Here is a 24,640-nt window from a genome sequence, read left to right as displayed (position 1 = left end):
AATGGCACAATATATTGATTTTAAAACTTGGATGCCGGGTGACATTCTAACCAAAGTTGATCGCGCAAGTATGGCTCATGCGCTAGAGGTACGAGTGCCCATGTTAGACCATACTTTTGTTGAATGGGCTTTTCGTCTGCCCAGCGCAACAAACTTAAAAAACAATCAAGGCAAAGCCAGTCTAAAATCAGCGCTAGAACCGCACCTACCACACGACAATTTGTATCGCGAAAAAATGGGGTTTAGCATTCCACTATCAGCATGGCTTAGAGGTCCACTCAAAGAAAAACTAGAATCGGTGTTACAAAGCGATGCGATGCGCTTATCAGGCATTTTCGAACATAAAAATTTATTAAAGATGAATAGCGAACATCAGAGTAAACGCAGCGATCATGGCGCGGCACTATGGACAATTATGATGCTAGGTTTATTTTTGCAGCGGGAATTACACGCATGAGCCTGAATATAGTCACTATATCCAGTCTTTACCCCAATGCGGGTGATTTTAAACATGGTGTTTTTGTTGAAACGCGGCTACGTAATCTATTAAAAACACATTCAGATGTAAATGCGATTGTTATCGCCCCTGTACCGTGGTTTCCATTTAAACATAAAATATTTGGTGAATATGCTAAGTACGCAAATGTACCGCCACACGAAGTTCGACACGGCATTCACATTTATCACCCAAAGTACTTAGTGATACCCAAAATTGGTATGCTGCTAACCCCTAAATTAATGGCCAGGGGAATCAAAAAACAACTGCAAGCGATTATTCAGTCTGGTTTCCAGATTGACCTAATTGACGGACATTATTTTTATCCTGATGGCGTGGCTATCGCCAAAGCGGCAAGCGAGCTTAATATTCCTTTTACCTGTACTGCACGGGGAACGGATATAAACCTGATACCCAAAATGGAAAAGCCCAGAGCGCTAATTCAGCAAGTATTTGGTCAAGCCGCTCATTTAATGGCTGTTTGCAGCGCTCTAAAAGATGAAATGCAAAGGTTAGGTGCAGCGGAAGAAAAGACCACAGTGCTACGTAACGGTGTTGATTTAAAGTTATTTAAACCATCAACAGAGATGCAACAAGCACAACTAAAACAGCAACTAAAACAGCAACTAGAACAACAACTAAAACAGCAACTAATTGGTGACAAAAAGCTATTATTGTCAGTCGGCTGGTTGATTGAACGAAAAGGTCATTATCTGGTCATTGAAGCAATGAGATCGTTGGAGAATTGCCACCTTATGATCGCCGGAGACGGTCCAGACAAAAAAGCGCTAGAAAAACAAGTGGATAAACTAAATCTAAAAGACAAAGTCACGTTTTTAGGTGCTCTTCCACAATCTGCCTTAGCCGATTATTATCGCGCAGCAGATGCTTTAGTATTAGCATCTAGCCGTGAAGGCTGGGCGAACGTTTTACTTGAAGCGATGGCCTGTGGGACACCTGTTGTTGCCGCTAACATTTGGGGAACGCCGGAAGTTGTTGCCGCTGAAGAAGCGGGTGTACTAGTTGACAGAGAGGCAAAAAGTATCGCGCAGGGTATAGAGAAAGTTTTACAAAAAAGCTATACACGTGCGGACACCCGAGCATACGCTGAACAGTTTTCATGGCTAGAGACATCTAATAGGCAGTATCAAATATTTAGTGCAATTAAACAATCCAAAAGTGAATCATAATGAACAACAACGAGCCCCTAAATATTCTATATCATCACCGAATTGCCTCAAAAGATGGTCAATATGTACATGTTGAAGAAATAATTAATGCACTCACAGAACAAGGACATCAAATACATATAGTAGCCCCAAAAGTTGCAGAAAACAGTGATTTTGGTAGCGATGGTGGTTGGGTCGATACACTAAAAGCAAAACTCCCGCGGTTTGTTTATGAATTGATGGAATTTGCTTACGCATTTTATGCATTTATTAAGCTGTCAATTGCAATTATTAAATACAAGCCCGATGTTATCTACGAGCGATATAATTTATTTTTACCTGCCGGTATTTGGGCCAGTAAACTATTTGGTAAACCTATATTATTGGAAGTCAACGCACCACTGTACCAAGAACGCAAAAAATACAATGGTATTAGCTTAGACTGGTTAGCTAAATGGTCGCAAAAATACTGCTGGCGAAATGCGGATAAAACACTGCCAGTCACCAATGTATTGGCTAACTACTTAAGAGAAGTGGGCGTGGCAGAAAGCAAAATTGAAGTCATTGCAAATGGTATCAATAAAAAGCATTTTTATAACGAGATCCAAAAGCCACAACAACTGCCTAACATAGAAAACAAAGTCGTTATCGGATTTGTTGGTTTTGTCCGCGAATGGCATGGTTTAGAGCGCATTTTAGATATCATTAAAAAACTGGATGATAAAAATTTATTCTTTTTAATCATAGGGGATGGCCCTGCAGTACCTGCACTAAAAGCACAAGCCAAAGCGCTTGCCCTAGAAAATCAGATTTTTGTATCTGGCATTGTCCAACGCAAAGAAATGCCAAATTGGTTATCACATATCGAAATCGCGTTGCAGCCCGATGTAGTGCCTTACGCGTCGCCACTAAAAATGCTGGAATACTTAGCACTTGGCAAGGCCATCATTGCGCCCGATACGGCCAATATCAGAGAGCTGTTAGAAGACGAAAAAAATGCGCTGTTGTTTGATGTTGAAAATAAAAACAGTTTCAGTGAAAAACTGACTGAATTATTATTAGACGCTGAATTACGCAAACAACTGGGCAAAAATGCACATTCTACAATAGAAGAGAAAAACCTAACTTGGGAAGCGAACGGCGAAAAAATTGCGACCCTTTTTAAACAATTATTAAATAGGTGATTTAATGATGAGACTGCTCTGTGCGATTAAATTGATATTCATCTTGGCAGTCATGCAGGTATATGCCTCGGAGATTGCCAGCAATCATATCGTCGTTGATGGAAGAAGCTACTCTTCGATGCAAGCAGTCGAAAAAGCCATTAAAAATTATAGCCAAGTCTACATAGGCCCCGGCACCTATACCGAAGGGTTACACATTAAAGCTAATAATGTAACCATTAGCGGCAGCTCAGGTACACACTTTCAAGGCGCTGTCATTAAAGGCAAAGGTACATTTGTTGTATCCGGCAATGATACGCGCATCGAAAACCTAGAGTGCAGTCTAGTTGAAGTTCCTTCACAAAACGGTGCTTGCATTCGACAGGAAGGTAAAAACCTAACCGTTTTTGGCGTTTATTTTCATGATGCTGAACAAGGCATACTGCAAAACCCGAATACAGGCAGTTTAACTGTTCAATTTAGTCGTTTTGAAAACTTAGGAAAAAGTGGCCGTGCGCATGCCATCTATGCACAGGGCGATACCTTGCTGATATCAGATAGTGAGTTTATTGCCAGCAAAGACGAAGGTCATGAAATAAAATCAAGAGCCAAAAACACACATATCACCAATAGCTTAATCGCTTCTAAAAACAGTAGAGACAGTCGTTTGATAGATGTCCCAAATGGTGGCATATTTATCTTAGAAAACTGTATACTGCAACAAGGTAATGCGACGGCTAACCGTAATGCTATCGGCTATGCACTTGAATTAAAAGAAGAATACAAAAATAAACGCAAGCATGCAGTGCTGATACAAAACAACATCATCATTTTAGAACGGGAACGTGGTAACCTATTGTTTAGCAGTGGAAAATATAAGTTTGCTGGAAAAATAACCATCCAAAATAATGTTCTTATTGGAAAAATCGTCGATATTGAACGATACCGCGACAACAACACCCATTTCACCGATAGAAATCATGCCAGATTAAAAAACGAGACGCTACCTCAAGTAAGCCAACTTACACAGTTAATCGATTTATTAACAGGTGCAAATGAAGAAGCTCTTTAGTTGTTGCCTTCTTATCCTTCTTATCGCGATGGTTTGGTTAGCAAAGCTAAATGAAGTAGATTATCTATTGGTTCGCTACTGGACACTGTTTGCCGGCCACCAATCTGTCCATGCTTTTTTTGAAAAAAGCCAGATGACTCAAACAGATAGTTATCAATTCCTGTTAAATTATATTCCTCAGTACACATTTTCAGAGAATGCTGTTACTTCCCCACATTCTCAACCTCCCTTAGCTTCTTTAGGCAAAATTATTCATGTCAATGACATGGAACAATTGCGAACGGCAATAGAGCAAGCTAATGACTCAGACATAATCAAAATTGCTAAAGGCGAATATCAATTAAGTCGCAACAAACTCAGACTGACTAAACATCACAACACACCAACAACCATTATGGCCGAGCGACTTGGCGACGTGAAACTAAACAGCTCACTCATTGAAGCTATATTAGTCACCGGTTCTGGTTGGAGACTGAATAACTTGGTTATCGAGGGGCAGTGCCAGATAGACAGTCAGTGCGAACATGCAGTACATATTGTTGGCGCGGCTGATAATAGTCACCTAGTCAACAATAAATTTGTCAATTTCAATGCTCATATTAAAGTCAACGGCTTATCGGGTGCCTTTCCGAATCAAGGAAAAATAGCTCACAATATGCTGATAAACCAGTGGGTACGCAAGACCCCAAACCCAGTCACACCTGTCGATATCGTTGGGGGGAACAATTGGCAAGTCAGACATAATTTCATCGCCGATTTTGCCAAAAGCCAAGGGAATCAAACTAGCTACGCAGCATTTTTAAAAGGCGGTGGCCAATATGGCGCTTTTTCAGACAATATTGTTATCTGTAGCTGGAAAGTGCCGCCAACAACTTTTGCAGAAAAGCGACTAGGCTTATCGTTTGGTGGTGGAGGAACTGGAAAGTCAGTTTGCCAAAACGACTGCCGCTTCGAACACTCTAATGGTTTAATAGAGCATAATTTAATCATGAATTGCGGACAAGAGCATGCAATTTACATTAACAATAGTCACTCAATTCAAATAAAAAACAATTTACTGCTTTCATCTTTTGGCATACAAATAAACGATAGCAGCGACAAGATAGAAATTGTCAACAATTTCTATCAAGGGGGTATCTATGCATCGAGTCAACAAACCCAGATAAATAACAGCAAATTAGATTATCAGGACACATCTATCAACAATCTGATCAATCGTTTTATTGAGGAAATGTAATGGAGTCTTTGTTTTTTTTAGCAAACATAATCATTGTGATCGTCTTTTGTTTTAAAGCGATAAAAATCGACGAGTTAGAAGAAAATAACCAAGAGAACAACAAAGATGCGTGATTTATTGTTGCTAGCCGCTCTACCCTTTTTAATTTATGTCGCGTTGAAGCGTCCCTTTATCGGCATAGCATTATGGTTTTGGTCGTCGATGGTACAACCTAATTTATGGGCTTATGGATTTGCTGCCAGTATCCGCTGGAATTTGTTGTTTGCCGCTATTTCGATCATTGGTTTCTTTTTACACAGCAGTAAAAATAGACAAGCCACACCCCCTGATAATCCAATTTGGCAAAGTTATCAAGCCAAAGCACTCTATGCATTAGTCCTTGTTTTTTTTGCGCATACTACATTAACCACGGTTATGACCGTCGGGGGCAGTCAATATGTATGGCAAGAATGGTCTAACCTGATGAAAATCATGCTACTTTTTGCTTTTATTATTATGATTTGTAAAAAGAAACTACACTTCATCACGCTTGCATGGGCGGCTGTGCTGTCTGTCAGTTATAAAGGCATGCTAGAGGGATTAAAAGTAGCCATTACCGCAGGCGGATACAAAACGCGCCCGATATCCACCACATTTATCGATAACAACTTAACGGCATTAGGTTTGTTGTTAAGTATCCCATTCATTTTAATTCTAATTGATGAATACAAAAATAACTTTAAAATTAAACTGGGTTTACAAGGCATGTTGCTCGCCAATGTATTAGGCGTTGTAGGTACGCACTCAAGAGGTGGTTTTATCGGCTTAATCGTACTGGGCTATTACTATATTAAAACCAGCAAGCGCAAATTTATGTCCATCTTACTGGTATTAGTTGCTACTATTGCCATTAGTTTAGTCACGGGGGACGAATGGGCACAGCGGATGAATACGGTCAAAACAGCAGATGCAGATAGTTCCTTTATGTACCGCGTTGTCTCGTGGAAAATGTCGGTATTAATGGCAATGGAGCGACCACTTTTTGGCGCTGGCTTTGACGCCATCATATGGCCGCCTGTATGGGAAAATTTAAAGTTGAGTTTTGATAGCTTAGACTTCATCGAAACCCCTAAACCTGGCCCTGTATTGGTTGCACATAGCATCTATTTTCAGGTAATTGGAGATCATGGATTTTTAGGAATCATTTTATACTTATCTATGATGCTGGCCTGCTTTTTGAAACTCAGATCTTTATCCAAAAGATTGGATATGCCAAATTGGTATCTAGGCTATGCAAACAGGCTTAGAATGTCAGTTGTAGTTTTTGGTATAAGCGGTGCGGCACTCAGCGCAGCTTATTTTGAGATAATATTTATTATCTGTGGTATCACGGTAGCATTGTCTAAATTAGTTCCATATAATCAAAATAGCACATTAGCGACTCAAACACATGATGATTCCAAGCAGGGACACAGGCAATCCACTTAACCTGCCTGAAAAATAAAAAATGAGGCGAAATTATAAATGTACGCGCTAGAAAAAATAAAACGTATGATTGGCAAATATCGTTTTGATCAATCCGTCAAGAAGTACTTTAACTCTCCATCCTTGCAGCTTGACCAGACATCAGAATTAACCATTGTCTCAATGCTTAACACGCAATCTGTTGCCATGTATTTAGCCGCAGTAAAGTCCTTTTTACATTTCATTGGGAATGCAAAAGTTGACATTATTAACGATGGCAGTCTGACAGATGATGACATTAAAATACTAAAAACACACCTAGTCGGCGTTAACATTTTAAACATTAAAGAGATAGACACACACGGTTGCCCAACCGGTGGAACTTGGGAAAGGCTGGTACATATTATTAATCGCTCTAAAGACAGTTATGTGATTCAAATCGATTCAGATACACTGACCTTAGGCCCAATCCCGGAAATTAAAAGTGCAATTGAAAATCAAACCGCATTTACCATAGGTGGACCTGAATTTCCAACGCCAGTAGATACAAAATATCTGGCTGTCATCGCTAAAGGTCGCAATAATCAACATGTACAAACCTTATCCGAATCCAGTTTTGCGGATATGCAAAGCATGCAGGGTGTCTTGTATTGCCGCGGATGTTCTGCGTTTGCTGGATTTCCAAAAGGCGCGCAAAGCCTAGATAAACTCAAAGCTTTTTCAGATGAAATGATCAGTAAAATTGGTATCGATAAATGGAATGAATGGGGTAGCGAGCAAGTTTCTTCCAATGTTATTATTTCCATGTCAACGCAGCCACAAATACTCCCTTGGCCGAAATACCAAAACTTTATGTTCCCAGAAGCCTATCGGCCAGATAGCAATGCAGCATTTATTCACTTTATTGGCACTCACCGATATAAAAAAGGAACGTATAAAAAAGTCGCACTGCAAAACCTATCCGTGGTAGGAAAAAATTTATGACCACTGTTGATATCATACTATGCGTATACAATGCTGAAGATACTTTAGCAGAAGCAATCGACTCAGTACTTGCGCAAAGTTACCAAGATTTTAAACTGTGGATAGTCAATGATGGTAGTCCGGATAATAGTCAGCTAATTATTGACAAATATGCAACACTTGATAGTCGAATTAGCACATTAAAACATGACAATTGTGGTTTGGGCTTAAGCAGAAATAAAGCGATAAATGCAGCCATTAAACAAGGCGCCAAGTATATTGCGTTTATCGATGCGGATGATGTTTGGTTAAGTGACAAACTTACTTTACAAATGCAAGCTTTTGCCAGCCACCCTGAAGCAGATATCGTGGTTACCGACATGATTTATTATGCGGAATCCGAAAATTATACGCCCCCCATTAAACCTTCGATAAAGTTTGAACATATTCAAAATATTTTCTCAATACTCTGCACTCGAAACTTCCCATTTCAGCCTGTCACAGCTGTGTTAAAGGCCAATCTGTTTAGCGATATAGCAGAGTTTACCAGTGACAAATCCGGACAAGATTTTTACCCATTTTTAAAATTTGCCTATGCGGATAAAAATTATTTTAAAGTTCCCCTGCCGTTATACAGGGAAAGGCAATTAGAAGGCTCATTGCAACGCTCACCTAAATCAGGTTTGCTAAGTGGCACCGCCCGCAAAAATGCCAGTAAACGCGTTTTAGCCGAAGGTATAGCAGACAATACGATAACGCACGAGAAAGCACAATTGTTAAAATTAGCGCACGACAGGTTTTGTAGTTGGATGCTAAGCGGCGCGAGAAAAGCTCTACCTTACCGGGATTCTGTCAAGCTCGCCTTGGCCCAAAAAACTGATTTTCATAGTCAAACGATATTTTGGCGCGAGCTGGGTAAAAGCTTGTTGTACCCCATAGCACCAAAATAGGACAATCGTAGTGTACAAACTTATTTTTGTTTTACCACTGGGTGACGCTGATGCACAACGCGTGCATTACACCATAAAAAGCATCCGTAAATACTGTACAGACTATCTTATATCCGTCGTATTAGATGGTGTTAAAAACCCGAGTGCTTTGCCTGTCGGAGACGATATTGAATACCTAGATGCAAAATACAAATCTGGCGGTCATTGGGGCGCTATCTGGCTAAATCAAATGCACGCCATGTGCGCTTATATTGATCACCCCAAAACAGATGACAATACCCTATTTGTAAAAATTGATGCCGATGCTTTAATTGTACAAGAGGGATTTTACCAACGCGCCAAAGCGCTCTTTAATAGCAGACCCAAAGCTGGGCAAATTGGTCAAGTTTATACCGACAGTGTTGGCAATCGGTTAGTGAATAAAGGTTGGCAAAATTTTTACCATAAAACACTAGGCTGGCGTGGTTATAAGAAATTTATACTGGGTAAAGCTGCCAATGGTCAATTTTCCAAAAATCTAAGCGCCAGACTACAAGCCTATCAAACTTATGCTAATTTAGTTAAAAAAAACCCTGCTCCACATGAATATGCTATTGGCGGCTGTTATTGTTTAACGCAACAGTTTGTCGCCGATTTTTACCGCAAAGGCTTGCTCGATGCAAACCCGTTTTTGTTTACTCCCGAGTTTGGTGAGGATGCAATTATGGGTCTATATGTCGGGGCACTAGGCTACACATTATTAGACGATACTATGGACCAAGGTCTGTTTGCTGTTGGCGGCATGTATAACAAGTATGACGATGCTTTTAGAGCCAATCCGTTAAAAATAGCACAACGCGGACATACCGTAATTCATCCCTTTAAATTCGGCTATCAAGATAACTCAATCCAATTAGACGAGTTCGAACTAGCCGATAAACTCCTTAACCAAACACAAGCGCAACAACATAAATAAGGACAGCAAACCTGTGAATATAGAGCAATTTTTAAAACAAGAATTAAAAAGCCCATTCTACTATATCCCAAACCCAGGCAACGCGGGTGATTCGGTTATTGCTTGTGCCAGTTATAATACGTTTGACAAACTTAACCTGACTTACGAAGTCATACAACCAGATGACACACGGATAGAGAATTCAATCGTGGTTCTAGGTGGCGGCGGGGCGATTTCCGGTGAAACCTCATATTTCTCGAAAATACTTGCTGAATGTGCGCAGAAGGCAAAAAAAGTTGTTTTATTACCTCATACCGTTAAAAATATTGACGCTATCATCACTAAATATGGGGATAAGATCACATTTTGCTGTCGCGAACTCATGTCCTTTGAATATATCAGTCAGTTTAAAAATAGCCATGTAGTGCTATTAGAAGATATGGCTTTTACATTAAACATAACGCAATATGCAAAGCCCATTTCGCTGCGCACTAAAGTAAACTTACTAACAACTTATATCGTCCAGAGACTCAATGGAAAAAAAGCAAGTTCAATTAAATTTAGGTACATTGCTAAAGCTTTCAACGAGCATCGTGTAACACGCCATGTTCGAAAAACAGCAGCAGAAACCAAAACATTAAACGCTTTTCGTTTAGACGAAGAAAAAACGAATATAGAAATCCCCGCAGTTAACTATGACATCAGTGCGTTATTTCAACTGGATGTTAACCACCCGTTAATCGCATCATGCGCGACCCATTTAATGGCCTCTAGCATTGCCAGATTTGACAATGTTCGAACCAACCGATTACACGTTGCCATTGTCGCTGCACTATTGGGTAAAAACGTAGAGTTTTATGACAACTCATATTTTAAATGTCGTGCTGTATACGAGCACTCCATAAAAGGTAAGTACCCCAAAGTTAAATTTCAGACGCCTGAGTAGTCTTATCCATTTAAAATAGAGTTTATACATGCTGGTTAAAAATACCATTATTATTGGTGCGGCTCGCTTCTTAAATCGTTTTTTAGGGCTAATTAGCACCATAATAGTTGCCCGAATTTTAATGCCCGAAGACTACGGCATTATTGCCACATGTATGCTGGTACAAGATTTGGGTTATCGCTTTACAAAAGTGGGGACGACCCAAAATCTAATATCATCAAAAGACAATAGCAAAACCTTTACCGATTCGTTATTGCTTCAGCGCATTCTTGTTGGTTTCATATCGTCCGTCTTGGTATTTTTATCCGCGCCTTATGTTTCCACTTGGTTTAATGATGCCCGCATAGAAGACGCGCTGCAGGTGATCTGCTGGATCTTTTTACTTAACTCATTGGTTAACTTTAATAATCAAATTGCAACCAAAAAGAATGATTTTAAACCGGAATTAGCCGCTCAGGTAATAGGCAAAATTGTACAGGTCAGCTGTGCGATTAGCATTGCGTATATCTACCAAAGTTATTGGGCTTTGGTTGCCGGTTTAATGTCATTTAGCGCAATGAATTTGTTATCCAGTTATATTGTCAGCAAACCTTATTTTTTGACCAGTTTACCGTTAGCCTTGACGGTTAAACATTTTGCATATTCGAAATGGTATTTAGCACTCGAAATGGTTGATTATTGCAATGCGAAATTATCTCAAGTTCTCATTGGTAAGTTTTTTGATAAAACCGTTTTAGGCTATTTTAGTGTAGGACGTGATTTATGTTTTATGTTTTCGCTGGAAATAAGTGCAGCGATTGATAAATCAAACTTATCGCATTTGTCTGGTAAACTAAATAATACGGACACCGAAGCTGAAAAAAATCACATTATTCTCGAAAATCTTCAACAAATTTTCTGCTTCAAAAATTTAACGATAGTGCCGTTTTATTTTGCGTTTATATTTTATCCAGACTTTATTATTGCACTGATTTTTGGCGAAAATTGGCTGGGAATGGCGGAATATTTCAGGTTATTTTCAATCGCTGCGCTGCTGATCGGTTTCAACACCACCTTTCCGACCATATTCGACAGTATTCGAAGACCCAATGTCAATTTCAGAGCAACCTTTATTACCCTGACATTTTTAGTTTTATTTAGTATTCCTGCCATTCAATATATGGACGCCCGTATTTTTATTTTGGGGACGATAAGCACCATAGTCGGCAAACAAATATACTTTTTATTTAATCTCAGTCGCATCAGGCAAATTCCGCTTGCTCAAATAATAAAGCCAACCATGATGAGTCTTTCACTGATCTCATTTTCAGCCGTTATCGGTGTTGTTTTGCAGAAAGTGACCTTATTCCCCATTTTAGAAATGTGTATTTACGGCATCACCTACTTACTGGTGGTTTATTCGGTGGCACGAATATTTAATAACAGATTATATTTAAGCGTTTTTCAATTAGCGGCTGACAAAATAAAACGCAAATCAGTTTTTAGCCGGTAAAGTCTTGCACACAGATAAACTGCGCATCATAAGTATCTTGGTACCATTTTAAAAACTCTAACGTTTCCTGCTTAAAACTTTGCAGATCTTGTGCTGTTTGAACATAGGGTGTTAACCCTTGTTTTAAACTTGGCGAATGGTAAGAAAAAATTAAATTGGGATAACCACTTTCTATTTGTGCATGCGCCAACTTTTTAAGGTCTTTTAAACGCACTCCCTCTGGTGACAGTCTTAAAATTTTCAAACCTAATAACTTACGAGTCAGCTGCAAGCACGGGTTATGCGCTAGTAGTTTTTTTATATATTGAGGACGTCTATTCAACCACTTGGTCACGAGTAATGAGCGGCTAATAACACCACTCGTATGCGGCCATCGCAATATCCCATTTTGACTGAATATCTGATTGGTCGTTTCAGTAAAGTCAGGGCCTTGTTGACGGGTAAAATCAGCAAATGGACTCAAACTTATGTCAGTGTTGTAACCCAACTTTTTCAGAGTGTTACAGGTATTTTTACCAATACCATAACGACCAGCTAAATATGTGGTGGGTTTTACCCCTAAATTTAATTCAATAAAATCCGATAGACTTTTGATTTTGGCAAATTCCTGCTCTGCTGTCAGATTGCAAATATAACTATGATACTCTGATTCTTTATTATCATGAAAAAAGGGCGGTGTTACCCAAGCATGAACCTGAGAAGCAATTTCTACTCTATTCGGGTAATCCTTTAACAGCCTTAAAAGCACTGCTTGTGCATTTTTATCCGCCACAAAAGGATAATCTACCGCAATCGTTAACGCAGCTCCCATCGATAATAATTGCAAACAAAACTCCGAAAATTCGTTTACATGAGAGACCTGGGTGTTTTTTTTGTGGAATTCGTTTCTGGTCCAATCAAATTCTTCTTCTGCATGAATCACAACAGCCAGTTGAGTTTTAATTATTTTAGAATGCACAGCTCAGTCCATTAGTATTTTCGAATCAGCAAATAAATTGATTATTTAACTTGCAGCTTAGTATACTCTGCTCAGTAAGTTATCATAATAGCATAACCGAACATTGAGTTTATGCGTATAGAAAAATGGAGCACTAAATTGAAAGTATTTGGCATCGGATGGGCAAAAACGGGCACAACCACCTTGGGCAGCTGTTTAGAGCAACTAGGCTACGATCACCAAAGTCAGGATCTAGAGCTGGTAAAGCACCTGCAAACAGGTGATCTGACTCCGGTATTTCAAACAGTTGCACGATACGAATCATTTGAGGACTGGCCTTGGATCGTAATATATAAAGAACTGGATAAACAATTTCCCAACAGCAAATTTATTCTAACTGAGCGCGCGCCAGAAAAGTGGGTAGCCAGTTATACCAACATGTTGGAGAAATTAGGTGAAGCCAGTGAAGAAATGAATCAAATAAGAAGCACGCTGTATAATCTCCCTTTTCCTGATGTCAACAAAGAAATGCTATTAGCCCGATATCAACAACACAACCAAGAGGTAAAAGCCTATTTCGCAGATCGACCAGATGATTTGCTGGTTGTCAATTGGGAGCAAGGCGACGGTTGGCCAGAATTGTGTCAATTTTTGCAGAAAAAAATCCCAGATCAAGCCTTCCCGCATGCAAACAAAGGCCGCTATCAAAAGCCGAGCCTATTATCTAAGGTTGCTTCTTTATTTAAGTCTTAATTATAATAATTTTGAGCGTATCGCCAAAAGCATGAGCTGTCATTACAGCTCATGCTCAAATAAAGCTCAATATTACAACACGCCATAAGTATCCTCAACTGGCAAATATTGAGTCTAACCTGCCTACTACCTAGAATATAAAACAACCACCACGCTGATCACTTCACCTGACTCTTTCGTAACAATAAACTCAATAGCAATTTGAGTAAATCATATGCGCTGGTTTTCAATTGGGCTAAATATTCTACTGTTTAAAACTGTTTGGTTTAGCGGTGCTATTTTTGCCAATCAAGGTTTATGGGTGGCTATCCCTGCGTCATTCACCATGTTTTATTTCAGTAACAACAAATCACTCGATATACAACTCGCATGCCGGATTGTATTACTCGCACTGTTGAGCGACGGGATATTGTTTCAGTTGGATATCATATCAGCACCTCAGTCAGTGCACTTTATACTACCTTTGTGGTTGTGGTGTATTTGGCTGGCGTTTTCGTTAACACTTTTAAATGCGCTTTCTTTTGCTTTTAAAAACATTTATTTAGCCTGTTTGCTAGGGGCTATATTTGGACCGCTTTCGTACTGGTCCGGAAGTCAATTAGGCGCCATTAACTTCGCGTATTCGACCCACACAGTCATAGCTATTTATGCCCTTTTATGGTCAGCAATAATGGCTTTTTTAACGGTCGAGATTAAGCGCCTTAAAAACAATCAACTTAAAAGGAAACCAGCATGATACATTTAATCGCCAGAAAACGCGTTGAAACAGTAATGATTTACATCTTTGCCGCTTTTTTTCTATCGGCCTGCTCAACCAGTATAAAAGAGTACGATAACACGGCTCCAGAGTTCAAACTCGAAAACTATTTTACAGGCAAAATTAAGGCTTGGGGCATGCTACAAAATGTTAAGGGCAAAAAAACACGTCATTTTGTCGTTGATATAAAAGCCTGCTGGCAAGACAATATCGGTACTTTGCATGAATCATTTGAATTTGACGATGGTGAAAAACAAACAAGAATATGGACCATCAATAAAATCAAAAATGGCTTATACGAAGGGCGCGCTAATGATGTTGAAGGCGTTGCAAGCATTTATCAGAAAGGTTCTGCTGTTAATTTAAAATATCAACTACAAATCTCGATGGACGACACGACCCGAATTTTTACGATAGACGATTGGATGTACCAGATTGATAAAACGCATGTTTTTAACCGCTCCACTATCAGTAAATTTGGAGTACAGGTTGCTGAGTTGACATTATTCTTTGCAAAAGAGTCTGATGCATATGACAAGGTAAGTCTGGCGACTGACTGCTCGACTCATAAACAATAAAGCACAAGATTTTTATTTACAGCAAGAGTTACAGCTCGTTTTCGAGCTTTTTTACAGTACTTTTGACTACACTTTAACCAACAAAGTCTATACTTAGCATTGACTTAGTTGATTCACTTTAGTGCCATAGAGATGCAAGTATTTAATATATTTTCTATTTTCATTTTACTTGTCAGTTTTACCATACGAGCTGATGATCACTATGTATATATCGGCTTAGACGCCGATCTTTCAGCTGTTGCAGCTGAAGGCGGGCTAGCGATCAAAAGAGGGGCGGAAATAGCAATTGATGAAATTAACCTACAAGGTGGATTGCTAGGTAAATCAGTTAAGTTGCTGGCTAAAGACCATAGAGGAAACCCAGCCAGAGGTTTGTTTAACCTCAAGTCATTTGCCAACAATAACAAAGTGATAGCGATATTGGGCGGCGTGCACACCCCAGTCGTACTCAATGAACTTGAGTTTATCCATCAACATAAGCTGGTATTTTTAGTTCCATGGGCAGCAGGCACCCCCATTGTCGACAATGGATATCTACCGAATTATGTATTTAGAGTGTCCGTGCGGGATGCAGATGCAGGTCAAGTTCTTTTACAGCATGCTAAAGCGCAGCACTATAAAACGATTACTTTATTGCTTGAAAATACAGGATGGGGCCGTTCAAATAAATCCTCCATACAAAAGGCTGCAAAACAACTCAATCTAAACATTAACCATATTGAATGGTTTAATTGGCGCGATCAAAACCTGCAACTTACAACCCAAAGAATCGCGAAAAGTGATACTGACGCCATCATATTGGTCGCGAATTCGCCAGAAGGCGCCGAAGTCATCAAAGGTATGGCGTCACTGCCAAAAGAACAGCGCAAACCCATTATTTCTCACTGGGGTATAACGGGTGGCAACTTTGTCCAGCTTGCCAAAATTGAAAACCTGCAAAAAGTTAAACTATCATTCTTACAAACCTATTCTTTTTTAAAGCCTTTTTCCAAAGAAACCAATCAACAATTACTAGCTCAATACAAAAAAAAGTACGATGAAAGTATAACGGCCAAAAGCCTCCCCTCCCCCGCAGGGACCGCACACGCCTACGATTTAGTTAAACTATTAGCCAAGGCTGTCATCGCAGCTGATTCATTTGATAGTCGTAAAATACAAAAAGCGTTAGAAAATATTACATCACACGTCGGTATAGTTAAACATTACCAGCTTCCTTTTAGCCCAGCCCAGCACGATGCATTAACCCCCGAAGATTATCAAATGTGCGGATTTGACCAACAAGGCTACATCGTTCCAGTTAGCTTTAAGGATAATTAGCGATGCAACGACGCCCCAGTTTAAGGAGATATGTCCTAGAGCATACTTTACCCAAAGTATCAGCCCTTATTTTTATCTTAATCCTAGTATTTATATTCGCGATACAATATGTTGCCAATCAGCAATTTACAGAAGCGCAACGACAAACTAATGCTCAATTTACTCAACAATTAGAAAGAGAGCTTAATGCAGTCAAAGCTCAATTGGAAAGTTTAGCGAGTAATGACTTAATCATAAATAGCCTAATCGACTTACAAAACCGAGATCAATACATCTCTATGTTTTTTAACTCATTCAGGTTAGGTGGTTACAAACTGGCGAAAGTGGGCTTAACCGATTTTCAAGGCAACCTAATAGCAGCTAGAGGTGATATAGGGTTTGCAAAGCAAGAGTGGATTGAAACTGTCTTAATTGATGGAGAGTATTATCAAAAACTCAATAAAGATGGCGCTTACTTCGCCACACCAGTTTTATTATCCACATTACCAGAAGGTGCCATATTTGCTCACGTGCCATGGCGAGAAATCGCTAAGCATATCTATTTAGAGCATTCAAAAAACCAATTGGTCTACGTGAATAAAGATAATAAAGTGCTCTATAGCAGCAACTCAAGCATTGCCAATTTACTTGAAGACTTTAACGAACTAGATTATAGCAACTGGCATATTTATCAAAATACAGATAAATATGGCAACACTATAATCAACCTGCAAAAACAGATGTATACCGCATTAGAGTGGATAGTTTTTATCCTTGCGATCGTCAGCGTTATTCTTACTCTGTGCTTTTCAATTTGGTTTAGCATTGCATTATCGGCCAGTGTTTCGTCAAACACACTCAATGAGTTTTTGTATGCCATTCGACAATTAAAAAACTCAACCGTATCAACGAACCTACCAAAATCGGTCAATATCTCCGAGCTTCATCAACTTAGAAATGAATTTTCTGCATTGCTAAATGATCTAACAATAACTTCTATCTCAAAAGACTATTTCGAAAATATTATCAACTCAATTAACGAAGTTTTAGTGGTTTTTGATCTAAGTGGACAGGTAAAATTAAATAATAAAGCCCTCTTAGAGCTAACAGATAAACTGAAAATTTCTCCCGATAAAGTATTTGACCTATTAATGCCAAAAGACAAGCACGAGCAAATACTACAAGCATCGCAAAATCTATTAGAATTTAACGCCAGTTACCAATTTTCTTCGCAAGATACGTTAGAAACGCTATTTTTTCACTGGAGCAGGAGTCACTACGTAGATCAAAATAATCAAATAGATGGTTTTATTTTAGTTGGTTCTGATGTCACTAAAACACACAAAATTGAACAAGACTTACATATCCGGCAACGCGCAATTGAAGCGGCCAGTACCGGGATCATCATTGTAGACGCCAAGCAAGCCGATCTCCCGGTTATTTATGTAAATGCCGCATTTGAAAAAATAACCGGTTATACAAAAGAGGAAGTATTAGGTAAAAACTGTCGCTTTTTACAAGGTGAAGCAACCTCTAAACAAGCATTAACCAAAATATCAAATGCACTTAACACACAGTCAAAAATTGATATTCGTGTAGAAAATTATCGTAAAAATGGTGAGCTGTTTTACAACCAGTTGTCAATTACCCCGGTGCATAATATACAAGGTGAAGTCACTCACTTTTTAGGTATACAAAGTGATATCAGCGCACAAGTTTTCGCGGAAATCAAACTGCAAGAAGCCATAAAAGAGCGGCAACTAGCGCTTGAGCAAGCACAAGAATCGACACGCTTAAAATCTGAATTTTTGGCCAGCATGAGCCATGAAATACGGACTCCAATGAATGGCGTACTGGGCATGCTAAGTATTTTAATTGATAGCCAACTGACCAATCAACAACGTGAATATGCCAGTTTAGCGCAGCAAAGCGCGCGCTCACTTTTAGTATTATTAGACGATATTCTCGACTTTTCTAAAATTGAAGCGGGCAAGCTAGATATAGAACGTATTGAATTTGATTTGTGTGAGTTATTAGAGAGCGTTATTCAAACTTTAGCAACAAAAGCACAAAAAAAAGGGTTAGATTTACTGATAGACACCACGCCAATAGACAAACAAAATGTGATTGGAGACCCAAGTAGAATTCGGCAAATATTGACAAATTTATTAGGCAATGCAATAAAATTCAGTGAGACAGGCGTAGTAAAAGTGACCGCCCATATTGAGCAAGATGAAATCCAACAGCTGGCTGGCCGTTTTACCTTATGCTGTGATGTAGAAGATTCAGGTATTGGCATTCCAGAACACAAAGTACAAACTTTATTTGACTCTTTCACCCAAGTTGATAGTTCAACCACGCGTAAATATGGTGGCTCTGGTTTAGGTTTAGCAATCAGTAAACATCTATGTGAATTAATGGGAGGAGAGATTAAGGTAAATAGCCAACTCGGAAAAGGAAGTTGTTTTACTTTTAAAATACAATTGCTAGACACTCAATCCCAACAGCAGCAAGTGCCAAATTTACAAGGTGCCAAGATTCTAATTTACACAACCAACAATTCTAAATCTCAAATTCTAAAGCAACAGCTGGAAAAATGGCAAGCTTGCGTGCAAGAAGCAAATACACAAGATGTGTTTTTCAGTATGATCCAACAGCAACCTAGCGAATACAGCTATATTTTGTTATTAGACCCACCAAAAACGCAAGACATCCGCAAAACCAAAGCACACGAGCAAGAAAGAATGCAAGCGCATAACATTGAAGCGTCTTTACAATCTTTAGCGCTCTCAGGGCACTGCAAACTCATTCAGTTTACCGACCTGTCAAAGCAAGTTAACCGTCCGCTTAAAAGAACCTTTAATGAAAATATACACCGGCTGCCTTATCCTTACCGTAAACAACAATTATGTGACGCAATTTTTCACCATGATAACAACGAAAACTCAGACAAGCAGGCAGAGACATCGAGCGCTAGCGAACAAATCGATACTGGGCACACAGAAAATTACACTATCCTGTTAGTTGAAGATAACGAAATCAACCAGCAAGTAGCACTTGCCATGCTGCAACCATTTGGTGTTAAAGTAGAAATCGCTGAAAATGGTCAACAAGCCATCGAAAAACTGAATAAACAAACCGACAGATATCAATTGATATTGATGGATTGCCAAATGCCGGTTATGGACGGCTATCAAGCCACCCAACAAATCCGCTTGAATGCTCAACCACAACTGCAACACATCCCCATTGTAGCGATGACTGCAAATGCAATGAAAGGCGACAGAGAAAAATGTCTTGCGGTTGGCATGGACGATTATATTGTAAAACCCATAAACCCAGATAATTTAGCTGAAATATTACAAAAGTGGTTATTTGAAAAAGCTAATCTTGCGAAAGCCGCAGACGACAACTAACTTTAAATAAGTATAGCTGTTTGATGGTGGAGCATAATCCGAAAATGAGCACTGATTTAAGCGTTCAAACCCTGCATATCACCGGTGATGAGCCGGTATTGGTGGCTTTTGCAATATTTGCTGAGCATTATCTACAACAAGCAAGAGAGCAAGAAAACAAGGCTCAACAAGAGAAAAATTATGATATAGAAGCGATCCATCAATATCGTGTAAGCTTAAGAAAAATTAGAGCTTTATTAAGTTTACTGAAAAACGAATTTCCACCGACCCAATACGCTTTATTGTCACATCATTTAGGATTTGTAGCTCGCCAAACGAATGAGCTTAGAGATTTAGATGTATTTTTAGATACCCAACAGACATTCTACAAAGCCATAAAAGCAAAACATCATAGCTGTCTAAAACAGCTTTATAGCGAGGTCGGCACGCAGCAAAAACAGTATCACAAACGCATACAAAATTGGTTTTCCAGCCCACAATACAAAAAAAAATTAGACGAAATCCATCATGCTTTTAACCTTGTTTCACAGCAAGATACCTATAAAACATTTACCCTGTGTTTGCATGAGCTTGTCCCTGAGGTTTATCAAAAAATAGTCAAAAAAGGGCAGAAAATCGATACGAAAAGCGCTGACAAAAAGTTTCACCAACTCCGACTCAAATGCAAAAAACTGCGTTATTTAAGTGAGTTTTTACAATTACTACCCAATCATAAAAAAGCAATCAAACTACAAAAAAAGCTCAAAAAATTGCAGAACCTATTAGGGCAATTCAATGACTATTCAGTGCAAAAAGAAAAACTCATACACCTTTCTGAACAATATGACGCATCAGAAAAGCGGCATCAAGCCATCAATGCATTAACCAAAAAACTGAGTAAGCAGCAAAATAAACTAAAAACTAAAATCAAACACGGCTTTGCTAAGTTTGCCAATAAAAAAACGCAAAAATTAATAGCTCAACTGAGCTCACAAATTTAACACTAATAAAAAGAGGATAAAAATGAAAACGATTGCCTGCTACAGCATGAAAGGCGGTGTCGGAAAAACTGCCAGTGCAGTCAACTTGGCTTGGTCAGCTGCGCAAGCCGGCTACAAAACGCTGTTAATAGATTTAGACCCGCAGGGTGCATCTTCATTTTACTTTCGCGTGAAAAGCAAAAAAAAATCATGGGAACAAGCGTTTTTCGAAGCGCATAAAAATTTATTAAAACACATCAAATCAGCTGATTATGAAAACTTAGACGTGTTACCGGCACATTTTTCTTTTCGAAACTTTGATCTGGTTTTGGAAGAAAACAAAGACTCTGAAAAAAGCCTGTATAAAGTTTTAAAAGGTTTTAAAAAACAATACGATTTAGTCATATTAGATTGCCCCCCCACCATCAGCAATTTATCGCAAAGTATTTTTGTCGCCAGTGATTTGATTTTAGTCCCGGTTATACCGACCACACTTTCAGAACGTACTTTAGTTCAACTCTACCAATACTTTACTCAGCGCGAATTACCGCAGGAGAAAATAACCCCCTATTTCTCAATGGTACAAAAACAAAAACATTTACACGCAGAAACAATGCAAAGACTGTTTAAAGAATATCCGCAATTTTTACCGACTCACATTCCTTTTTCAGCTGATGTCGAAAAAATGGGAGAACATAGAATGCCATTGGGTGAATTTGCAAGCGGTAAACCCGTGTTTACCGCTTACCATGATCTGTGGAGAAATCTACGGGATAAACTATTCCCCGCCAGTTAAATAAGATTAAAACTGATAGCTCGCAGTCACCCGTATGCTACGGGGTTCAAGTGGGTGATAATGTACATCCTCTACCGGGCTCGCTTCATTGGCTAATTGAGATGCATAATAATATTCAATGTCATGGTCCTGACTATCCAGCAGGTTGAGGACCTCTAATTTCAAAGCATATTGTTGCCATTGATAACCTAATGAAGCATTTATATTCTGTGTACTGCTGGCTTTAACTTGCTTATAGCTCTCTAAAGCACGCGGTGCAAAATAGCGATAGCGCACAGCAGCCTGCCAGCCATTTTTGCTGGCATAATTTACCCCTGTGCTGGCAACAAAAGGCAAGGCGCCGTCAATATAACGGCCTTCATCTAACTGTACGTCTGCATAGCGAGCTTTTGACCAAGCGAGTTCAAGGTCGATATTCCAGTGTTTGGCAAACCAATAATAGCCACTAAACTCAAAGCCATAACGCTTTGAAGGTCGGCTGGCTTCTGTGTTACCGGCATCTCCTACAAACAAAAGCTCAGAATCCAATTCTAATAGCCATAACGCCGCTGAAATATTTAAGTTTTCATTGTTAAACCAGCGAAATCCGAGCTCACTGCCCAGAGATGAAACCAGAATATCAACCGCATCCTGCTGCAACGTCGCACCGCGCGCATCGTTTGAATGATATCCCTCGCCCGAACTTAGATAAAACTCCAAATTGTCGTTAAACTGATAACTTAAATTGGCTTTAAGGCTCAATAAACCGTCATTTTCAGAACCGCTGTCTTGCGGGCTTTGGTTTTCAACTTGCAGCGCAAAATAGTCGTAACGAGCTCCCAAGGTTAGGCGAAAATCACGGTTTAATTCTGCGGCCAGTTGACTCCATAAACCCATAGACAATTCATCGACTGAATCTTCTTTTAGGGTATTAAATGGAACTTTATTCTCGGTTTGATACAAACCCACTTGCTGAATATTATCAAATCGGGTTTGCGCCCCGGAGGTTAATGTCACGGGGGTATTTAACCAGTTAAAATACTCGGATGCGTGAATTTCAGCGCCCCAAATCTGACGTTTGTCGACTTGTTTAAACTCATCTCCGCGTTGCGGATTATCCAGAAAATAAGTGAAATTTGAGAATAAGTTTAATTCAGATTGAATCCAATACGCAGATGCCGACCAATCACCTTTTTGCCAATTAGCTGAAATACTATAGCGTTTGGATTTTCCGCCTAAATCTGTATCTAGCGAGCCATATTGATCGATTAAACCTTGCTCGACCGCTCTTGCCGGTATCTGATCTGCCGCATTCCAGCGGTTGTTATACAACATTGCGGTAAATGAAAAAGATTCGTTTTCTTGCTGTTTTGAAATTCTCATCAACAAATTCGTTTTACGGATATCTTCATCCATATCCTGCCAAGGCCCCGCATAATATTGTTGCTCACCGCCAACCAATAACTGCGTATCATTTAATTTCACTGAACCTGCTGAAAACAGGCGCTGGTATTGATATTCACCGAGTGTCAGACTGACTTCAGGTTTAGCATATTGATCCAAAACGCTAAATTCGGCTGCACCGGCAGACGAGAAGTCACCTATATCTGCATAATAACTCCCTTTTCGATACTGAATGGATGAAATTAATTCTGGAATAATAAAATTCAGATCGGTATAACCTTGCCCATGTCCATGAGTTCGCATATTGACCGGCATACCATCAATCGCGGTACTAAAATCCGTACCGTGGTCTAAATTAAAACCGCGCAAAAAATATTGATTTGCTTTACCACTGCCGCTGTGTTGTGTCACGACCATGCCAGGTACAAACTCTAATATCTCACCGGTTCGTAAAAGCGGCCGGCTATCAATTTCAACTTGATTGACATAACCTTGCGAAGCCGATAGCGACTGACCAATAGAGTTAACCTGATAGCCATGTACATCAATGGTTTCTGTTGGGGCTTCAGTTGGGGCTTCAATAGATGCTTGGAGCCGCTCCCCCAATTTGTTTCTGTTATCGACCTTCACCGTATTATGCGCCAACACATAATTTTCAGCAACGGCACTCGCCGAGTAAAGCGATGCGCATAATACGATACGCAACAAGGCACACAACACGGTGCGCCAACTGCAAGGATACTGCATAAATAAACCCTTTTTCTCGTTATTAAATTCTTTGCCATATCCAATTGATGGCAACACAACTGATTAAAATGGAGCTCAATGGCAACATTTTTTGGCGATACCAAGCTTTCTGACTAAACAGCAATAACAAGGGGACAATCATCAGTAATACCACTAATTGTCCTATTTCAACCCCAAGATTAAAAGCCAAAACAGACAGTACTTTAGCATCCTGCGCTAAACCTAATTCAGCCAAAACACCCGCAAAACCCATCCCATGCAACAATCCAAAAGCAAATGTCATCAAGGCCAAACGTTGTATTAAGGGCCAGATATTATTCACAGCGGCAAATAAAACAGATGCGGCAATCCCGACCTCAACCCAACGACTAGAAACCTGCCAAATATTCAACGCGGTCAAAGTTAAGGTAATAGAATGTGCTAGGGTAAATGCACTAACAATCCAAATCAGCTGTTTTAGACTCACCCAGTTTGAACTTGGTTGTGACCACTGACCATTTTTTCGTATTAAGAGCCCAGGAATGATTAACACCGCCAAAAATAATAAGTGGTCGATACCCCACCAGATATGCAACATACCTTGGTAAAGATAATCGAGAAAGGTTTGCCAGTGCCCCAACTCGTTAGGCGTTATAGTAATACTTCTTTGAGTCTCTGTTAATACGTAATTTTGCGCATATTCGTTCGTTTGCACATCTAATAGTACTTTGTGAGATGCGTCCGTGCTAAATACTGCATCATATTTAACCATAATGGTGTCAGAGGTCGCGCAAGACAAATCCATCGGAAAATGCAAATAATAACGGTTGTAATGTTCTGCTAATTTAATATCTCGTAACATACTTAACTGGCATTGCGTCTGACCATCAGAAAATTGCAGGTAAGCTTGCATGGTTTGATAGATTTTTTGTTGCTGTATTTCAATTTCTAGCCAACTCAGTTGACCATTTTGATCTAAATCCAATTTCATTTCGCTAAAACGAATCAAGTCTTCAACTGCCACCTGCCAGTAACCGGTATATTGTCCGCTATCCTGTTGTTTTAGCTGTATAAATGCCGTACTCGATTGATGCGCGAATACCTTTTGCATACTGCTTAAAAGCACCATGAAAGCAATTGTCGTACTCACTACACACTGTAATTTTTTCATGCT

The 24,640-nt window shown here is 39.4% G+C and carries 21 protein-coding genes; 18 read left to right on the top strand and 3 right to left on the bottom strand.

Features of this window, described 5'->3' with window-relative positions:
- Position 1: 1 nt before the first annotated feature.
- From FNT16_RS20795 to FNT16_RS08050, 11 genes are all read left to right on the top strand, one after another.
- A complete protein-coding gene (locus FNT16_RS20795; protein WP_246072436.1) occupies positions 2–457 on the top strand; it encodes an asparagine synthase-related protein in 456 nt (151 codons plus the stop codon).
- On the top strand, positions 454–1,686 hold the full coding sequence (locus FNT16_RS08095; protein WP_246072434.1) for a glycosyltransferase family 4 protein: 1,233 nt from the start codon (positions 454–456) through the stop codon (positions 1,684–1,686). Before FNT16_RS20795 ends, FNT16_RS08095 begins: the two co-directional genes overlap by 4 nt.
- Positions 1,686–2,849 (top strand): glycosyltransferase family 4 protein, encoded by a 1,164-nt coding sequence (locus FNT16_RS08090; RefSeq protein ID WP_143871116.1) that lies wholly within the window; start codon positions 1,686–1,688, stop codon positions 2,847–2,849. The genes FNT16_RS08095 and FNT16_RS08090 overlap by 1 nt, the downstream gene beginning before the upstream one ends.
- A gap of 4 nt (positions 2,850–2,853) precedes the next feature.
- A complete protein-coding gene (locus FNT16_RS08085) occupies positions 2,854–3,900 on the top strand; it encodes a pectinesterase (protein WP_143871115.1) in 1,047 nt (348 codons plus the stop codon).
- Positions 3,884–5,137, top strand: coding sequence for a right-handed parallel beta-helix repeat-containing protein (locus tag FNT16_RS08080; protein ID WP_143871114.1), 1,254 nt, complete (start codon positions 3,884–3,886; stop codon positions 5,135–5,137). The genes FNT16_RS08085 and FNT16_RS08080 overlap by 17 nt, the downstream gene beginning before the upstream one ends.
- Positions 5,138–5,242: 105 nt before the next feature.
- Positions 5,243–6,604: a putative O-glycosylation ligase, exosortase A system-associated gene (locus tag FNT16_RS08075; protein WP_143871113.1), complete on the top strand. Its 1,362-nt coding sequence runs from the start codon at positions 5,243–5,245 to the stop codon at positions 6,602–6,604.
- Positions 6,605–6,640: 36 nt separating this feature from the next.
- Entirely contained in the window at positions 6,641–7,564 is a 924-nt protein-coding gene (locus FNT16_RS08070) for a hypothetical protein (protein WP_143871112.1), read from the top strand.
- Entirely contained in the window at positions 7,561–8,493 is a 933-nt protein-coding gene (locus FNT16_RS08065; protein ID WP_143871111.1) for a glycosyltransferase family 2 protein, read from the top strand. Before FNT16_RS08070 ends, FNT16_RS08065 begins: the two co-directional genes overlap by 4 nt.
- Before the next feature lie 10 nt (positions 8,494–8,503).
- On the top strand, positions 8,504–9,448 hold the full coding sequence (locus FNT16_RS08060; protein WP_143871110.1) for a hypothetical protein: 945 nt from the start codon (positions 8,504–8,506) through the stop codon (positions 9,446–9,448).
- A 13-nt stretch (positions 9,449–9,461) separates the two neighbouring features.
- Positions 9,462–10,373: a polysaccharide pyruvyl transferase family protein gene (locus FNT16_RS08055; protein ID WP_185976728.1), complete on the top strand. Its 912-nt coding sequence runs from the start codon at positions 9,462–9,464 to the stop codon at positions 10,371–10,373.
- A 28-nt stretch (positions 10,374–10,401) separates the two neighbouring features.
- A complete protein-coding gene (locus FNT16_RS08050) occupies positions 10,402–11,865 on the top strand; it encodes an oligosaccharide flippase family protein (RefSeq protein WP_143871108.1) in 1,464 nt (487 codons plus the stop codon).
- Here FNT16_RS08050 and FNT16_RS08045 read toward each other — a convergent pair.
- Positions 11,855–12,823 carry a polysaccharide deacetylase family protein gene (locus tag FNT16_RS08045; protein ID WP_143871107.1) on the bottom strand — a complete coding sequence of 323 codons (969 nt, stop codon included), beginning with the start codon at positions 12,821–12,823 and terminating at the stop codon, positions 11,855–11,857. The genes FNT16_RS08050 and FNT16_RS08045 overlap by 11 nt on opposite strands.
- 111 nt (positions 12,824–12,934) lie before the next feature.
- Here FNT16_RS08045 and FNT16_RS08040 point away from each other — a divergent pair, with 111 nt between their 5' ends.
- The 7 genes from FNT16_RS08040 (at position 12,935) to FNT16_RS08010 (ending at position 21,357) form a co-directional block, all read left to right on the top strand.
- On the top strand, positions 12,935–13,555 hold the full coding sequence (locus FNT16_RS08040) for a sulfotransferase family protein (protein WP_185976727.1): 621 nt from the start codon (positions 12,935–12,937) through the stop codon (positions 13,553–13,555).
- Positions 13,556–13,769: 214 nt separating this feature from the next.
- Entirely contained in the window at positions 13,770–14,291 is a 522-nt protein-coding gene (locus tag FNT16_RS21130) for a DUF2878 domain-containing protein (RefSeq protein ID WP_143871105.1), read from the top strand.
- A complete protein-coding gene (locus FNT16_RS08030) occupies positions 14,288–14,890 on the top strand; it encodes a DUF3833 domain-containing protein (protein ID WP_246072432.1) in 603 nt (200 codons plus the stop codon). Before FNT16_RS21130 ends, FNT16_RS08030 begins: the two co-directional genes overlap by 4 nt.
- 132 nt (positions 14,891–15,022) lie before the next feature.
- Entirely contained in the window at positions 15,023–16,207 is a 1,185-nt protein-coding gene (locus FNT16_RS08025) for an ABC transporter substrate-binding protein (RefSeq protein WP_143871104.1), read from the top strand.
- Positions 16,208–16,209: 2 nt separating this feature from the next.
- Positions 16,210–19,602, top strand: a complete 3,393-nt coding sequence (locus tag FNT16_RS08020; protein ID WP_143871103.1) for an ATP-binding protein — start codon at positions 16,210–16,212, stop codon at positions 19,600–19,602.
- A 44-nt stretch (positions 19,603–19,646) separates the two neighbouring features.
- Positions 19,647–20,582 (top strand): CHAD domain-containing protein, encoded by a 936-nt coding sequence (locus FNT16_RS08015; protein ID WP_185976726.1) that lies wholly within the window; start codon positions 19,647–19,649, stop codon positions 20,580–20,582.
- A 22-nt stretch (positions 20,583–20,604) separates the two neighbouring features.
- On the top strand, positions 20,605–21,357 hold the full coding sequence (locus FNT16_RS08010) for a ParA family protein (protein ID WP_143871101.1): 753 nt from the start codon (positions 20,605–20,607) through the stop codon (positions 21,355–21,357).
- 6 nt (positions 21,358–21,363) lie between these two features.
- Here FNT16_RS08010 and FNT16_RS08005 read toward each other — a convergent pair whose 3' ends face one another.
- Positions 21,364–23,487 carry a TonB-dependent receptor gene (locus FNT16_RS08005; RefSeq protein WP_143871100.1) on the bottom strand — a complete coding sequence of 708 codons (2,124 nt, stop codon included), beginning with the start codon at positions 23,485–23,487 and terminating at the stop codon, positions 21,364–21,366.
- A gap of 22 nt (positions 23,488–23,509) precedes the next feature.
- Positions 23,510–24,637, bottom strand: a complete 1,128-nt coding sequence (locus FNT16_RS08000; protein WP_143871099.1) for a HupE/UreJ family protein — start codon at positions 24,635–24,637, stop codon at positions 23,510–23,512.
- Positions 24,638–24,640: the final 3 nt, after the last annotated feature.

Origin of the sequence: Catenovulum sediminis (genome assembly GCF_007289895.1) — a bacterium.
In the GTDB taxonomy this organism is placed as follows: domain Bacteria; phylum Pseudomonadota; class Gammaproteobacteria; order Enterobacterales; family Alteromonadaceae; genus Catenovulum; species Catenovulum sediminis.
The sequence above is the reverse complement of the archived record's forward strand: the minus strand, read 5'-3'. Positions and strand labels throughout refer to the sequence as shown.

Excerpts from the sequence above, each read along its gene's own strand:
- FNT16_RS20795 (WP_246072436.1), top strand. The coding sequence starts at position 2 with ATGGCACAATATATTGATTTTAAAACTTGGATGCCGGGTGACATTCTA.
- FNT16_RS08095 (WP_246072434.1), top strand. The coding sequence starts at position 454 with ATGAGCCTGAATATAGTCACTATATCCAGTCTTTACCCCAATGCGGGT.
- FNT16_RS08090 (WP_143871116.1), top strand. The coding sequence starts at position 1,686 with ATGAACAACAACGAGCCCCTAAATATTCTATATCATCACCGAATTGCC.
- FNT16_RS08085 (WP_143871115.1), top strand. The coding sequence starts at position 2,854 with ATGATGAGACTGCTCTGTGCGATTAAATTGATATTCATCTTGGCAGTC.
- FNT16_RS08080 (WP_143871114.1), top strand. The coding sequence starts at position 3,884 with ATGAAGAAGCTCTTTAGTTGTTGCCTTCTTATCCTTCTTATCGCGATG.
- FNT16_RS08075 (WP_143871113.1), top strand. The coding sequence starts at position 5,243 with ATGCGTGATTTATTGTTGCTAGCCGCTCTACCCTTTTTAATTTATGTC.
- FNT16_RS08070 (WP_143871112.1), top strand. The coding sequence starts at position 6,641 with ATGTACGCGCTAGAAAAAATAAAACGTATGATTGGCAAATATCGTTTT.
- FNT16_RS08065 (WP_143871111.1), top strand. The coding sequence starts at position 7,561 with ATGACCACTGTTGATATCATACTATGCGTATACAATGCTGAAGATACT.
- FNT16_RS08050 (WP_143871108.1), top strand. The coding sequence starts at position 10,402 with ATGCTGGTTAAAAATACCATTATTATTGGTGCGGCTCGCTTCTTAAAT.
- FNT16_RS08040 (WP_185976727.1), top strand. The coding sequence starts at position 12,935 with ATGCGTATAGAAAAATGGAGCACTAAATTGAAAGTATTTGGCATCGGA.
- FNT16_RS21130 (WP_143871105.1), top strand. The coding sequence starts at position 13,770 with ATGCGCTGGTTTTCAATTGGGCTAAATATTCTACTGTTTAAAACTGTT.
- FNT16_RS08030 (WP_246072432.1), top strand. The coding sequence starts at position 14,288 with ATGATACATTTAATCGCCAGAAAACGCGTTGAAACAGTAATGATTTAC.
- FNT16_RS08025 (WP_143871104.1), top strand. The coding sequence starts at position 15,023 with ATGCAAGTATTTAATATATTTTCTATTTTCATTTTACTTGTCAGTTTT.
- FNT16_RS08020 (WP_143871103.1), top strand. The coding sequence starts at position 16,210 with ATGCAACGACGCCCCAGTTTAAGGAGATATGTCCTAGAGCATACTTTA.
- FNT16_RS08015 (WP_185976726.1), top strand. The coding sequence starts at position 19,647 with ATGAGCACTGATTTAAGCGTTCAAACCCTGCATATCACCGGTGATGAG.
- FNT16_RS08010 (WP_143871101.1), top strand. The coding sequence starts at position 20,605 with ATGAAAACGATTGCCTGCTACAGCATGAAAGGCGGTGTCGGAAAAACT.
- FNT16_RS08005 (WP_143871100.1), bottom strand. The coding sequence starts at position 23,487 with ATGCAGTATCCTTGCAGTTGGCGCACCGTGTTGTGTGCCTTGTTGCGT.
- FNT16_RS08000 (WP_143871099.1), bottom strand. The coding sequence starts at position 24,637 with ATGAAAAAATTACAGTGTGTAGTGAGTACGACAATTGCTTTCATGGTG.